Genomic DNA, 15,762 nt, shown 5'->3' with positions numbered 1-15,762 from the left:
TCAAGTCTCCTATCGTTTATCAGTTATTGGAACTTCTAACGTCACTATTGTACCACGTCCCACTTGTGAATCAATATTAACCGAACCATTGACTAATTCAGCACGTTCATTCATGCCGAATAATCCTAGGCCGGTTCCTTTGGCTTTATCACCTATATTGAATCCTGTACCGTGATCGCTCACTTCAGCGATAATGGACGCTTCTCCTAAGTGTAAGGAAACGTAAACTGTGTCTACTTGTGCATATTTCAGCGCATTGAATAATGCTTCTTGTACCACACGATAAACTACCGTTTCGATTTCGCTGTCAAAACGTTGTGCCGAAAAATCAGTATGATACGCAATATGCACACCATAGTTCTTTTCGAACTGTTTAAAGTAAGAGCGGAAAGCAGCGTCTAGTCCTAAGTCATCTAATGAAGATGGGCGCAACTCTACAGATAAATTACGGACATCATCGATTAAACGTGACATAATGCCTTCAATACGCTTAGAATTATCAACCATTTCATCTTTATCTTGTTGATACTTCAATAAACGTAATTCAACGTCTACATTAATCAATTCTTGGACAATACCATCATGTAATTCTCTGGAAATCCGCTTACGTTCATTTTCTTGTGCTGAAATTGTTTTTTGCATCATCAAACGCTGATAACGTTTATCTTGTCGTTCAATCTGAGGAGAAACATTGTGTAGTGTAAATGCATAGATTTCATTGGCTGTATCGATGATTTCGTATGAAGCAGTGTATGGTTCAATTTTATTGTCTCGTGTGCGCATAAAGACTTGGAAGCTGCCTTTGCCGATTTCTAACGCTTCTAAGAAACAGTTTTCACATGACATAATATCAAACTCATTTGAATAACCTTCGCATCTTCTGCAAATCGCATTCGTCATTTGACTATAGTCATTTTCTTCAGAAAAGACCTCTTCCGCCGCTTCATTCAACGCGATCACTTGACCTTCCTTATTTAAAAACACCATTTTTTCATTGGTATTTAAATAATACTTGGTCAATAATTCTTGTATTTTTTCACGGTTATCAATTGATTTCATCTCTAAAACTCCCTAACCTGTGATTAATGCGAATCTCTTCACTGCCTTCAGGCAATGGACGCCCATTACGTTGACCTAGCAACAATGCGCCATACACACGATTATCATGCCATAAAGGAATGGCAACCATTGCTGTCAGTGATTCACTTAAAACAATCGGATAACTGAGCTTGTCGTTTGGACTCAGCACAGTATTGACATCATCGATAATCATTCTAGAGCCAGTTCGGATAACAAGACCAGCCAACCCCTTGCCAGGGCGCAAGACAATCAGCTGATAGCGGTTATTGAGATTGCCTGACGCATGTCTCCATTTGATGACTGCACTATGTGAGTCATCTTCAGGCAAAGCAATCGCCGCAAAATCAAACTGTTCTTCTTCTCTGATTTCTTCCAAAGCAACTTGATAGTTAAAGTAACCCGTCGCAACTACACTATTCAAATTGTCTCCTCCTATCTATGTTTGACTTTGTTTCTGCGGTAAATAATGTAACTTCTGCTCGCATAAGTCAATGGTACACTCCACACATGAACCAATCTTGTGAATGGCCATAACGCAAAGATACCAAAACCAAGTAATACATGAAGTTTAAATGACCATGGCACATCTGTCATTAAATTTGCATCTGGTCCAAATGTGAATAATTGTCTGAACCATACAGAAATTGATGATCTATAATCAAAATCTGGCATAACCGCATTTGTTACTAACGTTGCATAGCACCCCATAAATACAAGAATCAACAAGAAAAAGTTTACAACCATATCTGATGCAGAACTAAGATGTCTGATATTCTTAACTGATACACGGCGTGACGTTAATAAAAACATTCCAATTAATGTTATTATACCAAAAATACTACCGATATATACAGCCCCGAAATGGTACATCTCATGGCTGACTCCCATTGCGCTGATCCATGATGGCGGGATTACTAAACCCACAAAGTGTCCGATTGCTACCGGGATAATCCCTAAGTGGAATAATAAACTGCCCCATTTCAAACGTTTCTTTTCAATAAATTCACTGGACTTTGCTGTCCAAGAGAATTGGTCATATCTAAAGCGAGCAATATGACCGAGAATAAAAATGGCGATACATAAATATGGGTATATGACCCACAAAAATTGATTAAGCATGCGGTGTCACCTCTTCACTTGGTTGTAAACATAATTTGAGTGTTTCTCTTAAGCCTTTAATTAAAGGTGCATACGGACTATCCATTTCTCTTAATTGATTCAGCATCGCAAATGTTCCATCTTCAATCACCATAATAATGAATTCGATATTGCCTTCTGCACGATCATCGTTTTGCCATTGTGCAGCGTATAAGAATTCAAGCATTAACGGTAAGAAGTCTGAAAGTTCATTATCGACCATATCGAGTCCGAACATTTCATAGAGTACTTTGAGTTTCGCTAACATTTGTCCGCGTTCTTTCTGCGTATCAAATTTATTGTAAGTCATATACAGCGGTGCTTCTTTATTAAAATCAAATGTATCTGTATACAGTTGTTTAATTTCAGTCAACGGATAACTTAGAATACGTTCACGATATTCCACCATCTCAGCATATGCTGGATGGTGACTATCGAAAACATCTTCAAACGTCTTAGGATGGAAAGTTAACTTTTCTGGAAAGTTCAATTGTTGCGCAAAATAACCGATTGACTCTTGATATTTATAAAAGTTATTCAGGTTAATCACGGAAAATCCCTCCATAGAAGCTTTCGTTATAAGCTTCTTGTCCAGTTTGTCCCGGTTTCATTGCTACTGGTGCGCCACAGCCGTCACAACCGCTTCCGCCGATTGTGTTATCGCTGAATTCATAACCTTGACTGCCTTGTGCAGCGTAAGTGTCCATATATTGTTCTTTGTGAGATGTTGGGATTACGAAACGATCTTCATATTTCGCAATCGCTAATAGACGATACATATCTTTAGTTTGACGTTCTGTTAAACCAAGACGGTCTAAACGATCTAAATCGAAGTCTTTACCTGTCACTTGTGCACGCATGTAACTTCTCATCATTGCCATACGTTGTAATGCTTCTTTAACTGCTTTTGTATCACCAGCAGTCAATAAGCTTGCAAGGTATTCAATCGGTAAACGCATTTCTTCAATTGCAGGGAAGATTGCATCTGGGTTCTTGATTGAATCTTTACCTTCGAAGTAGTTCATGATTGGGCTTAATGGTGGGCAATACCAAACCATTGGTAATGTACGGTATTCAGGGTGTAATGGGAAAGCTAATTTGTACTCGATTGCCAATTTATAAACTGGTGAGTTTTGTGCAGCTTCGATCCATTCCATTGATACGCCGTCTTTTAATGCTTGTTCAATAACTTCTTCATCATATGGATTTAAGAATAAATCACATTGTTTTTCGTATAAATCTTGTTCATTTTCAGTTGATGCAACTTCATGTACACGGTCAGCGTCATACAGTAATACACCTAAATAACGCATACGGCCAGTACAAGTTTCTGAACATACTGTTGGTAAACCAGCTTCAACACGTGGGAAACAGAAAGTACATTTTTCAGCTTTGTTAGTTTTCCAGTTGAAGTAAACTTTTTTGTATGGGCATCCTGTCATACAGTAACGCCATCCACGACAAGCTTCTTGGTCAACAAGCACGATACCATCTTCGTCACGTTTGTACATTGCACCTGATGGACATGATGCTACACAGCTTGGGTTTAAGCAGTGTTCACATAAACGTGGTAAATACATCATGAATGTTTGGTCAAAGTCGAATTGGATTTTTTCTTCAATACGTTGGATGTTCGGATCTTCTGGCCCAGTTACGTGTCCGCCTGCTAAGTCATCTTCCCAGTTAGGACCCCAATGTAAATCCATTTTGTCACCAGAAATGACTGAGTGTGCAGTCGCAACTGGAGAATGTTTGCCTGCTTTTGCAGTTGTCAGATGTTCGTAGTTGTAAGTCCAAGGCTCGTAGTAATCTTTAATGACTGGCATATCTGGGTTGTAGAAGATTTTACCGAAAGCAATCTTAGACCAGCGGCTGCCCGCTTTAAGGTCTAATTTGCCTTTCTTGTTCAGTGTCCATCCACCTTTATATTTCTCTTGGTCTTCCCAGCGTTTCGGATAACCGACACCTGGTTTTGTTTCTACGTTATTAAACCAAATATATTCTGCACCCGGACGGTTTGTCCAAGTGTTCTTACAAGTGACACTACATGTGTGACACCCGATACATTTGTCTAAGTTCAATACCATGGCTACTTGTGCTTTAATCTTCAAGCCAATCTACCTCCTTCATCTTTCTCACTGCTACATAAACATCTCTTTGGTTACCAATTGGACCATAATAGTTAAAGCTATAGCTGATTTGGGCATAGCCCCCAACTACTTGCGTAGGTTTCAAGTGAATACGAGTCGGTGCGTTATGTGAACCGCCGCGCATTCCTGTAATTTCAGAACCCGGTGTTTGGATATGTTTATCTTGTGCGTGGTACATAAACATTGTTCCTTTCGGCATTCTGTGTGATGTAACGGCTCTTGCTGTAACAACACCGTTACGGTTATATACTTCTAACCAATCGTTATCGTTAATATCGTGTGCTTCTGCATCTTCTTTAGAAATCCAAACAACCGGACCACCACGGAATAACGTCAACATGTGTTGGTTATCTTGATATGTTGAGTGAATATTCCATTTACCATGCGGTGTTAAATATCTTAAGACTAAGTTATCTTGACCGCCGATGACTTTCTTATCTTTTGTACCGAAGACCATCGGTGGTAATGTCGGTTTATAAACCGGTAAGCTTTCACCGAATTGCTGGAAGATTTCATGATCTAAATAGTAACTTTGACGTCCAGTCAATGTTCTGAACGGTACTAAACGTTCAATATTTGTTGTGAATGGTGAATAACGTTTCTTACCTTTATTTGAACCAGAGAATACTGCAGTCGGAATCACTTCACGTGGTTGTGATGTAATGTTTAAGAATGTAATCTTTTCAGCACTGCGGTCACTGGAAATATCTGTTAAAGGCATACCTGTTTTATCTTCTAAGTCTTTATATGACGCTTGAGATAATTCACCGTTTGTTGCTGATGAAATATTTAAGATGACATCTGCTGCACGTCTTGCTGTATCAATACGTGGCAAGCCGTTTTTCACTGTATCGTCATTCCATGTACCAACGATATCTTTAGCTTCTTCGTATTGTTTTTTAACTGGGAAGCTGACACCGTGCGCACCTATCTTCGCATTTTCTAGTAAAGGTCCGACAGAAATGAATTTGTCATAGATTTCTGTATAGTTACGGTCTACAACTGAGAAGCCAGGCATTGTTTTACCAGGAATCGCTTCAACTTCGCCTTTTGTCCAGTCTTTAACTTTACCGTAAGGTGTCGCAATCTCTTGTTTAGAGTCATGCGCTAATGGTGAAGTCACCACATCTTTGAATGTACCTGGCATATGCACTTTCGCTAAATCAGAGAATGTCTTACTTAATGATTTGAAGATATCCCAGTCTGAACGTGATTCCCATAATGGGTCAATCGCTGGATTGAATGGGTGAACGAATGGGTGCATATCTGTTGATGATAAGTCGTGTTTTTCATACCAAGTTGCAGCTGGTAAGACGATATCTGCTTTTAATGGTGTTGAAGTCATACGGAAATCTAATGCGACAATCAAGTCTAATTTACCTTGTACTTCATCACGCCAGATCATTTCTTCAGGTTTATCTGTTTCGTTCGCTTCAGCAAGTAATCCAGAACTTGTTCCTAACATATGTTTCATGAAGTACTCTTGTCCTTTTGCTGAACTTGATAATAAGTTTGAACGCCAGATAAATAATGATTTCGGATGGTTCTTACGTAAATCCGGATCTTCAATCGCAAATTTCGTTTCGCGATTTTTTACAGAGTCAACAGCACGTTTTAAAATTGCTTCGTTGTTGAATTCTCCAGCATCTCTTGCTTCTTCACCGAACTTCAAGCTGTTTGTATCGAACTGCGGATAAGACGGTAGCCATCCTAAACGTGCAGCTGTTACGTTATAGTCAGCTGGATGTTGGTGTTTAATATTTTCTGCTAATGGTGATGCTAATTTATCGACACCAGACTCTTCATATTTCCATTGGTCTGTTGTGAAGTAAAACCAGCTTGTACCATTTTGTAAACGTGGCGGGCCTTGCCAGTCTTTCGCGAAGGCAATTGTGCTCCAGCCTTCAATCGGACGACATTTTTCTTGTCCTACATAGTGTGCCCAGCCGCCGCCGTTTACACCTTGACAACCGCACAGCATAACTAAGTTTAAGACTGCACGATAAATTGTGTCTGAGTTGAACCAGTGGTTGATACCTGCACCCATGATAATCATTGAGCGGCCACCTGTATCAATTGCGTTTTGGGCAAACTCTTCAGCAACTTGAGTGACTACTTTTTGTTTCACACCTGTTACTTTTTCTTGCCATGCTGGTGTGTATTCTGTATCCGCATCGTTATAACCTTTTGCTTCTAATTCATGTCCGAAACGACGTACACCGTATTGACTTGTCATTAAGTCGAAAACAGTCGCCACATATGTTGTTTCGCCGTTTGCTAATGTTACTTTACGTGCTGCAATCGGACGTTCGAAAATGCTGTTGCCAGCGTTATCGAAGTAAGGGAATTTCATAATTTTAATTTCATGTTCATCGTCAGCTACTGTTAACGCTGGATCGATTTTAGAACCGTCTTCATTTTCAAGCTTCAAGTTCCATTGCTTGCCTTCTTCCCAACGTTGACCCATTGTGCCGTTAGGTACGATAATTTGACTTGATTCTTTATCAAATACAACAGGTTTCCATTCGTTGTTTTCAGATTCCATACCTAAGTCGCTTGCACGTAAGAAACGACCTGCTTTGAAGCCATCTTCATGTTTATCGAACATGATTAAGAATGGCATATCTGTATATTGTTTAGCGTAGTTAACGAACATTTCAGAAGGTTCATCTACGTAATATTTTTGCAAGATAACGTGTGTCATACCTTGTGCAATCGCTGCGTCTGAACCAGGGTTTGGTGCTAACCAGTTGTCAGCGAATTTCACGTTTTCAGCATAGTCAGGTGCAACTGAAACCACTTTTGTTCCTTTATAACGAACTTCTGTCATAAAGTGAGCATCTGGTGTACGTGTTAACGGTACGTTTGAACCCCACATAATGATGTAGCTTGAGTTGTACCAGTCACTTGATTCAGGTACGTCTGTTTGTTCACCCCAGATTTGCGGTGACGCTGGTGGTAAATCGGCATACCAATCATAGAAACTTAACATTTCTCCACCTAATAGATTGATGAAACGTGCACCTGATGCATAACTGATCATTGACATCGCTGGAATCGGTGTGAAGCCTGCGATACGGTCAGGACCGTCTTTTTTGATTGTGTATAGAAGTTGTGCTGCAATCAGTTGTAAAACATCTTTCCATGCGACACGGATGTGTCCACCTTTACCACGTGCACTTTTATAAATTTCTGCTTTTTCTTTGTCTTCAACGATAGAAGCCCAAGCTTTAATCATATTACCTTCATTTTCTTCTAATGCTGTTGTCCAAAGTTCCCATAATTTCCCTCTGATGTATGGGTAGCGTACGCGAAGCGGGCTGTATTCATACCAAGAGAATGAAGCACCACGAGGACATCCACGCGGTTCGAATTCCGGCATGTCTGGACCGCAGCTTGGGTAGTCGATTTGTTGGTTCTCCCAAGTAATGACACCGTTTTTAACGAATACTTTCCAAGAACATGAACCTGTACAGTTCACCCCATGAGTTGTTCTGACTACTTTATCGTGACTCCAACGTTCACGATACATTTTTTCCCATTCTCTACTTTTATCTTGTAAAACAGACCAATTACCATTAAATCTTTCAGTCGGCTTAAAGAAGTTTAATCCAAATTTTGCCATCTCTAACATCCTCTCATCTCAATTACTTTGCTCACTAGGCTGTTAACTTCGTAAATACTGTTTACTATTTTTTCAACTTACTCTTATTGTACGATTTCTATTATGTAAGATGTATTAGGGATTCACCTATAACCTAGAGGGGATTCCCTATGTTTTTTGAACAACACAAAAAAGCAGCACCCTCTTAGTAAGTGGCACTGCTTATACTTAAGATATTTTTTCTATGCTTTCACAATTTCTGTAATGTCATCCATCTGCATAAAGCGATAGATTAAATCTAATTGACTTTGATGATAAGTGTCTCCGCTATTCGGATCAATCATGGCCCAACCGCCAGCATCATAAATTTCAAATGCTTTTTCAATAGCCGCTTCTCTCTCACCTGTAACGATACATTGTTTACCGAAATACTCAGGCAAGTGATCAGACTCAATATATGTGGCACCTTCTGTTAAGCCCATCGCATCTCCGACTAGTAAAATACCTGGTGCATCTTCAGGTGCAGCATCTCGTACATCTTCTTCAATCGTAGACAGATGTCCGCGAATAATCACTTGATTCGCGTAAGAAACGTTGAAAATGGCACAAATCGGATAATCTTTGCCGACTTGTCGATAAATTTGTTCAATAATCTTATGAAGACGCTTAATACCCATGTAAATAGCTAAAGTTCCGCCATCAATCAATGAAGCAATATCAATATCTTCTTCTTTTGAATCTTTAAAGCTTCCAGTTGTGAATGTCACACTCTTAGAGACGTTACGACTTGTTAAACCAATACCTAAAACAGCTGATGCTGCACTGGCTGTCGTAATCCCCGGAACAATTTCACAAGGAATATCATGTGCTTTTAAAGTTTCCACTTCTTCTTGTACACGCCCAAAAATCGCAGGGTCGCCTCCCTTTAGACGAACGACCCTTTGATGTTTGTATGCTGAATCTACAATGATGTCATTGATTTCACCTTGTTGAATATGTCGGCTGTACGGCTTTTTACCTACATCGACAATTTCAATACCAGGAGGTGCGAGTTGCAAGATAAAGGGATTAACTAATCGATCGTAAAGGACAATATCCGCAGTACGGATTAAATGTTCTGCTTTACGTGTCAATAAATTAGGATTCCCTGGCCCAGCACCGACCAAGTACACATGCCCGGTCGTGCTTACAGCCATAAATACACATCTCCATCTTCAACTTCTACTGTATAGACCTCAACGCAACCTTCATCAGGGTCTTGGACAAGACCCGTTTTTAGGTCGATTTGAGAGTCGTGAAGCGGACAGAATACAGTATGACCTGCTACTGTCCCTTCAGATAATGGTCCTTGTTTATGCGGACACACATTATTAATCGCATGAATTGTACCGTCTTCTGTTAAGAACAATCCAATTTGTTTATCTTTCACAATGACTTTTTTACCGATTAAGGGTGTTAAGTCATCTAACGCCGCTACTTTAATTTTTTCTAACGTATGCATACTTACACCTTCTCTACTTCAAAGATTTTTTGATCTTCGCGATCATTTACAATTTCAGACCATGGCTCTTGTTCAACTGCACGTTTTGCTTCCATGATACGCTCATATAATGCATCTTGGTTTTCAGGGTTTAAGACATATTCTTTAACCACATCGAAGCCCATTCTTTCTAACCAAGGTGCTGTACGTTCAGTATAAATACCTGTTTCACGGTAATACTGCATGTACGCGCCGCATAGTTTGATTACATCATCTTCAGTTTCTACTGTAGTTAAGAATTGACCTTTCACAACTTCAGTACCGCCGTTACCGCCGACATAGATTTGGAATCCATTTTCTACACCGATAACACCGAAGTCTTTTACGCCTGATTCTACACAGCTTCTTGGACAACCAGATACACCCATTTTGAATTTGTGCGGTGTATCGATATATTCGAATGTTTTCTCTAAGCGGATACCAAGACGTGTTGTATATTGTGTACCGAAACGACAGAATTCTTTACCGACACAGCTCTTAACAGAACGTGTTTTCTTCGCGTAAGCAGATGCTGAACGCATGCCTAAATCTTTCCATACTTTCGGTAAGTCTTCTTTCTTAATACCATATAACCCAATACGTTGTGAACCTGTTACTTTAACTAGAGGTACATCATATTTCTTCGCAACTTCACCTAAACGGATTAATTGATCAGGGTTCGTCACACCACCACGCATTTGTGGGATAACTGAGAATGTACCGTCATTTTGGATGTTTGCGTGGTAACGTTCGTTTGCGAAACGAGATGCTTTTTCATCTTCGTGTTCATTTGGATAAATCATATTTAAGTAGTAGTTGACTGCTGGACGACACTTAGGACAACCGCCTTCAGTTTTCCATCCAAGCACATTACGTACTTCTTTAGATGTTTTCAGGCCTTTAGCACGGATTTGTGTCACGATTTGATCACGTGTTAAATCTGTACACTCACAAATACCAGCAGGTCTTGATGCGACAAACGCGCCGCCTAATGTATGTTCTAATAATTCACCGATTTGCGGTTTACATTTACCACAAGAGTTACCTGCTTTTGTAGCTTTAGTCACTTCCGCAACAGATGTTAAACCATCTTCTACAATCGCATTGACGATTGTACCTTTAGTTACACCATTACAGCCACAGATTGTTTCTTCATTATCCATGTCCGCAACAGATAAACCTTCTTCTTCGCCAGCTTTGCTTAATAATGAAACTAATGTGTAGTCTTCAATAGATTCACGTTTTTTCATCATATTGAAGAAACGCGTACCATCATCTGTATCACCGTATAATACTGCACCTACAACACGTTCACCTTTTAAGAAGATTTTTTTGTAGATATGATCTTGACTGTTGTAGATTTCAACACCTTCTACTTCTTCATCTTCTTGAATTTGACCCGCACTGTATAAGTCACAGCCTGATACTTTCAATGATGTGAATGTTGTTGAACCTTTATAGCCGTCTGTATCACGGTCAGTTAAGTAGTCAGCTAATACTTTACCTTGTTCATATAAAGGAGCGACTAAACCATAAACTTTGCCGTTATGTTGCGCACATTCACCTACTGCGTAAATGTTTTCATCACTTGTACGCATGAAGTCATCCACAACAATACCGCGTTCTACATCTAAACCAGAGTCTTTCGCTTCTTGAACGAATGGACGAATACCAACAGCCATAACAACTAAGTCAGCTGGTAATTCTCTGCCGTCTGCTAAACGGATACCTTCAACGTCGTTTTCACCTAGAATTTCTTTTGTATTCGCACCTAATTCAAAGCGCATGCCTTGTTTTTCTAAGTCTTCACGTAACATTTCACCTGCTTGACGGTCTAACTGCATTTCCATTAACCATTCAGCTAAGTGAACAACAGTAACGTTCATACCTTGGTCAAGTAAACCTCTTGCACATTCCAAACCAAGCAAGCCGCCACCGATAACGATTGCTTCTTTTTTCGTTTGCGCAATTTCAATCATACGTTCTGTGTCTTCAATCGTACGCCATCCGATTACACTTGGCAATTCATGACCTGGAATCGGTAAGACAAACGCATTTGAACCTGTCGCAAAGATACAAATATCATATGGAATCTCTTGTCCTGATTCAGTTTCCACTAATTTTTGTTCACGATTAACGCGTGTCGCACGTTCTCCTGTAATAAGTGAAATGTTATTTTCCTCATACCATGAGTAAGGATTCATGATTGTTTCATCAACCGACATTTTCTTTTGCAAAATGTTTGATAACATAATGCGGTTATAGTTTGGATAAGGTTCTTTCCCTATAATTGTGATTTCATATTTATCTTTGTCTCTCTCTAAAATCTCTTCAATTGTTCTGACGCCGGCCATACCGTTACCGATCATGACTAACTTAGTTTTTGGCATCCTTATTCCCTCCCGTATTCTTTAGCTAAAAATTGTTGAATCGCTTGTGCCACATGTTTCGCTTTTTTATAATCTCCGCCATTTGAACGGACACTGATGGATAAATCTTCAAACTCAAATTCCTTCATATTAAAAAAGTCAGATCGTTCTTTATCCCCTGTATGGTTAACCAACTGTGTCGGTTTAGTATCTTTCTTGATCTGATCATTGATTTCTGGTGAGTCTGTTGCGATAATCACGACATCTGCGTTTTCAATATCTTCCTTCGCATAGTCCTTTGTGATTAATTTCATATTGGGGTAAGACTCTTCAAAAAATTCTGGCAAAAAAGATTTGGAAATAACTGTAACATCTCCGCAATTGGCTTTTGCCAGTTGTTTAAACTTACGGTATCCGATTCTGCCTCCGCCGACTAATACTGCATGTTTCTTTGACAAATCCAGTTGTATAGGATACATATCAAACCGCCTCTTTCTGATTCAATCTATCAATTAACATCTCATCTAACTCCGGTTCAAAATTCAACGCTGAAGCGATTGTAATATTGGAATCTCCTTTTATTTTCTCGATTTTTTTCTTAATCTTATTGACCAAGAAACCATCGTAAAAGAAAATTGGAATCACATAGATTTGGTCATAATCCTCTTTCATTTCAGGGAGTAACCCCTCAAATTGTTTATCCCCATAAAACATCATGGTGTAGACCGGTAAATCTGTAGTGATTCGTGTCGCAATATCATCGATTTCGGCATCAGGCTCTGTCACAATCGGACTGCCGTGCCCAATCAAAACAATTGCGGAACCAGGTGTATGTGCATCTGGCCATGCTTCGATACGTTGATTGATCCATTTAGTTAAACTTGGATGGTCGCAAAGGGGCTGACGTATTTCATACGTAATACTTGGAAACATCAGTTGCATCTGACGCATCACTTCAGGCAAATCTTGTAAGTAATGTCTGCCAGAAAATAATAAAAGCGGCACAATCACAAAGGAAGTTTCACCCTCCCATAAATGTTTACGTATTACCTGAGGTAATGAAAGTTCATCACTCTCGATAAACGCAACATCAAATGTGCCTTCTATTTGTTGTGCAACACTGTCAAGCTCCTCCATCAATAATTGATTTTGTTTGCCACGTCTCATTCCATGCATAACGACAATGGTTTGTGTCATATGCATTTCCCCCCTTTAATTGCATTGTACCTTAAATTTTGAATTAATGTGAATGCATTCACATAATTAATATAAAAATAGGGAATCCCCTTAGCTCTATCTTGAGGGGATTCCCTGACGTATTCAACTATTTATATGTGAAAACATAAAAAATTAAAAAACATTACATCATCTGCTGCATATTCTTTTATTATTTTTGTTGATCTAAGTAGTGATTACGTTTTCCGTTAAAGAATGCATAAAGCAGACCTACGAAAATACCGCCGCCGATATAGTTTCCGATAAATGCGAAAACAATATTTTTTAAGACATCTAACCAAGCTAATGCGCCGATATTGTAGAACATCATACCTGAGAATAAGTTAGCGTTGTAAACAACGTGTTCATAACCCATGAATACGAAGACTACAACACCACATGCGATAAAGAAGCCTTTTGATAAGCCGTCTTTAAACTGCATAGATACGTAAATACCAATATTGATAAAGAAGTTTGCGAAGATGGCTTTCACTAAAATGCCATCCCAAGTGCCAAGGATTGTTTTCTTATCGACAATACCTGTCAACGCTTTAACCATTTCTGGAGTCATAACGCTTGTGAATTTCATTAAACCGAATAACACAAAGCCTCCGACAATGTTTCCTAAGAAACATACAAAAAACAGCCATAAGATTTTACCGATTGGTACTGATTTATAATACGCACCGGCAGTCATATACATAAAGTTACTCGTCAAAAGTTCTGAATTCGTTAATACAATTAATACTAAGGCTAAACTGAATGAAACAGCTCCGATAAAGTTGATTGTTCCTTCATTTAAACCAGTGTGTTGTGTTTTCATCGCAAGCATAAATACTGCCACAATTGATAATAAGAAACCTGACATCATAGATTTTAAAAAGTAACGTGCAGGGGTTTTGCTTAACATTACTGATTTCATTTGTGATGAACTGACTACGCTATCCATCGTTTCGCGTGAAGTATATGTATCTTCAACCGTTTTATGATTTTGCATAACCATAAAAAACTTTCCCTCCCATAATCTAATCAAGATGTATCTAGTATATTATTAATTTAAGCCGATGCCTACCCTTTATTTAAATTTTCCTATATCTAATATTTAAATAATCTGTTCAGACCAATCAATTTTAAAATTATGTAAATGCTTCTTTGAAATTATGGGAAATTAGAAAAGAAAAAATACTGGAACAAAAACGCTCCAGTATTTCCATATCAATTATTTAGCTTGTTTTTGTGTTTTACGTTTAACCATCCATTTTAAGCCAGCTGAGAAGATACCACAGCCTGCGATTGTTCTTAATGTCCATTTCAATCCGCTATTTGAAACGCATTTTGATGGGAAAATTAAGGATGGAAGTAATGTACTGATAACGTAAAGAATCACAACTTTTACGTAACGCTCGTTCATTCATCTCACCTCTTTTGTGTTAACAATTATAGTTTAGCACTTTCAAATGAGATTGAATATCGCTTAGCGCAGAAATCGGGGAATCCCCTATCACTGTTTCAGGAGTTCTTCTAACTGATCCAATGTACTCTCCATACCTTGTTCGACACCCATTTCCATCAGTTGTTTCGCTGCTTCTTCTGAAGGCATCACTGACACAGAACGTACTTCTGTCTGATGAGTTCCTTGTGATGTTAAATAGATTTCCACACGCATACCATGCATCTTTGTATCCACATGACCTTTTTCATCTGCGAAATAATCACGATAAATAATTTTGCGTGGAGCTTCTATCATTTCATAGTGTTGTACAGTATAACTTTGAGCGTCTGGCATCGTTATTTTAAAGAAATTCTTTCCACCTGCTTTTGGATTAAATTCAAAGACTTGTATCTCTCCGCCTTTAGGAAAGAACCATTGTTCAAATTTTTCTTTTGTAGTATAAGCATTGAATACCTGTTGTATCGGCGCATCAAATGTACGCTTGCCGATAATTTCATTACCTTCTCTTGTGACTGTCACATTTACACTTCCTTTAACGTTGATTTGAATGTCTTGATAATCTTTTCCCAAATAACAGGCATATCATACCATTTCAAAAGCAAAAAATGCGCATAAAAAAACTGGAATACAGCATTCCGCCATATTCCAGTGAGTAGGAAAAGATTAGTCTTCTACGATAAATTCTACGTCAGCTTCGAATTTAACGTCTTTACCGATTAATACGCCGCCAGTTTCTAATGTTTGGTTGAATGTCATACCGTATTTTTCACGGTCAACTTTACCTGAAACTGTGAATCCAGCTACGTTAGTATCGTTTAATGGGTTTTTACTTACGCCTTCAAAGTCAACATCGAAAGTTTCTTCATGTGTTTCGCCTTTGATTGTTAAGTCTCCTGTTACTTTGTCTTCAGAAGCTTCTTTGATTACGAATTTGATTTCTGGGTGCTCATCCGCTGCGAAGAAATCATTTGTGCGTAAGTGGTTGTCTCTGTCTTCTTGGTTAGTGTTGATTGATTTTACATCGATTGTTGCTTCACCTTTAAGTGTGCTGAAATCGTTTAAATCACCTGATAGTTCTACGTTAAATTGATCGAAGGCACCTTTCACTTTAGAAACCATTAAGTGTTTCACTTGGAAAGCTACAGATGAATGTGCTGCGTCAAAAGTAAATTTAGTCATAAAACAAACCTCCAATTTTTATTTGTATACTTAGTATACCACATATATTTAATATA

At 38.7% G+C, this 15,762-nt stretch carries 15 protein-coding genes; all 15 read right to left on the bottom strand.

Features of this window, described 5'->3' with window-relative positions; translation table 11 throughout:
* Positions 1–9 precede the first annotated feature (9 nt).
* Positions 10–1,059, bottom strand: coding sequence for a nitrate respiration regulation sensor histidine kinase NreB (gene nreB / locus CD112_RS04240; RefSeq protein WP_103363917.1), 1,050 nt, complete (start codon positions 1,057–1,059; stop codon positions 10–12).
* Positions 1,046–1,501, bottom strand: a complete 456-nt coding sequence (gene nreA / locus CD112_RS04235; protein ID WP_103363916.1) for a nitrate respiration regulation accessory nitrate sensor NreA — start codon at positions 1,499–1,501, stop codon at positions 1,046–1,048. Before nreA ends, nreB begins: the two co-directional genes overlap by 14 nt.
* An 11-nt stretch (positions 1,502–1,512) precedes the next feature.
* Positions 1,513–2,199, bottom strand: coding sequence for a respiratory nitrate reductase subunit gamma (gene narI / locus CD112_RS04230; RefSeq protein ID WP_002479729.1), 687 nt, complete (start codon positions 2,197–2,199; stop codon positions 1,513–1,515).
* Positions 2,192–2,767 (bottom strand): nitrate reductase molybdenum cofactor assembly chaperone, encoded by a 576-nt coding sequence (locus CD112_RS04225; RefSeq protein WP_002479730.1) that lies wholly within the window; start codon positions 2,765–2,767, stop codon positions 2,192–2,194. Before CD112_RS04225 ends, narI begins: the two co-directional genes overlap by 8 nt.
* On the bottom strand, positions 2,760–4,328 hold the full coding sequence (narH, locus tag CD112_RS04220) for a nitrate reductase subunit beta (protein ID WP_002479731.1): 1,569 nt from the start codon (positions 4,326–4,328) through the stop codon (positions 2,760–2,762). Before narH ends, CD112_RS04225 begins: the two co-directional genes overlap by 8 nt.
* A complete protein-coding gene (locus tag CD112_RS04215; protein ID WP_103363915.1) occupies positions 4,318–7,992 on the bottom strand; it encodes a nitrate reductase subunit alpha in 3,675 nt (1,224 codons plus the stop codon). Before CD112_RS04215 ends, narH begins: the two co-directional genes overlap by 11 nt.
* A 221-nt stretch (positions 7,993–8,213) precedes the next feature.
* Positions 8,214–9,167 carry a uroporphyrinogen-III C-methyltransferase gene (gene cobA, locus CD112_RS04210; RefSeq protein WP_070626542.1) on the bottom strand — a complete coding sequence of 318 codons (954 nt, stop codon included), beginning with the start codon at positions 9,165–9,167 and terminating at the stop codon, positions 8,214–8,216.
* Positions 9,158–9,472, bottom strand: coding sequence for a nitrite reductase small subunit NirD (nirD, locus tag CD112_RS04205; protein WP_002479734.1), 315 nt, complete (start codon positions 9,470–9,472; stop codon positions 9,158–9,160). Before nirD ends, cobA begins: the two co-directional genes overlap by 10 nt.
* Before the next feature lie 2 nt (positions 9,473–9,474).
* Positions 9,475–11,880 (bottom strand): nitrite reductase large subunit NirB, encoded by a 2,406-nt coding sequence (nirB, locus tag CD112_RS04200; RefSeq protein WP_002479735.1) that lies wholly within the window; start codon positions 11,878–11,880, stop codon positions 9,475–9,477.
* A 2-nt stretch (positions 11,881–11,882) separates the two neighbouring features.
* Positions 11,883–12,338, bottom strand: a complete 456-nt coding sequence (locus tag CD112_RS04195; RefSeq protein WP_070626543.1) for a precorrin-2 dehydrogenase/sirohydrochlorin ferrochelatase family protein — start codon at positions 12,336–12,338, stop codon at positions 11,883–11,885.
* A gap of 1 nt (position 12,339) precedes the next feature.
* Positions 12,340–13,056 carry a sirohydrochlorin chelatase gene (locus CD112_RS04190; RefSeq protein ID WP_023015068.1) on the bottom strand — a complete coding sequence of 239 codons (717 nt, stop codon included), beginning with the start codon at positions 13,054–13,056 and terminating at the stop codon, positions 12,340–12,342.
* Positions 13,057–13,246: 190 nt separating this feature from the next.
* A complete protein-coding gene (locus CD112_RS04185) occupies positions 13,247–14,077 on the bottom strand; it encodes a formate/nitrite transporter family protein (RefSeq protein ID WP_002479738.1) in 831 nt (276 codons plus the stop codon).
* A 216-nt stretch (positions 14,078–14,293) separates the two neighbouring features.
* Positions 14,294–14,485, bottom strand: coding sequence for a hypothetical protein (locus CD112_RS04180; protein WP_002479739.1), 192 nt, complete (start codon positions 14,483–14,485; stop codon positions 14,294–14,296).
* A 90-nt stretch (positions 14,486–14,575) separates the two neighbouring features.
* A complete protein-coding gene (locus CD112_RS04175; RefSeq protein WP_103363914.1) occupies positions 14,576–15,046 on the bottom strand; it encodes an SRPBCC family protein in 471 nt (156 codons plus the stop codon).
* Positions 15,047–15,190: 144 nt separating this feature from the next.
* Entirely contained in the window at positions 15,191–15,706 is a 516-nt protein-coding gene (locus CD112_RS04170) for a YceI family protein (protein WP_002479741.1), read from the bottom strand.
* Between the last annotated feature and the right edge of the window lie 56 nt (positions 15,707–15,762).

Origin of the sequence: Staphylococcus simulans (genome assembly GCF_002902285.1) — a bacterium.
Taxonomy (GTDB): Bacteria; Bacillota; Bacilli; order Staphylococcales; family Staphylococcaceae; genus Staphylococcus; species Staphylococcus simulans.
This window is presented reverse-complemented; position numbering and strand designations above follow the sequence as displayed.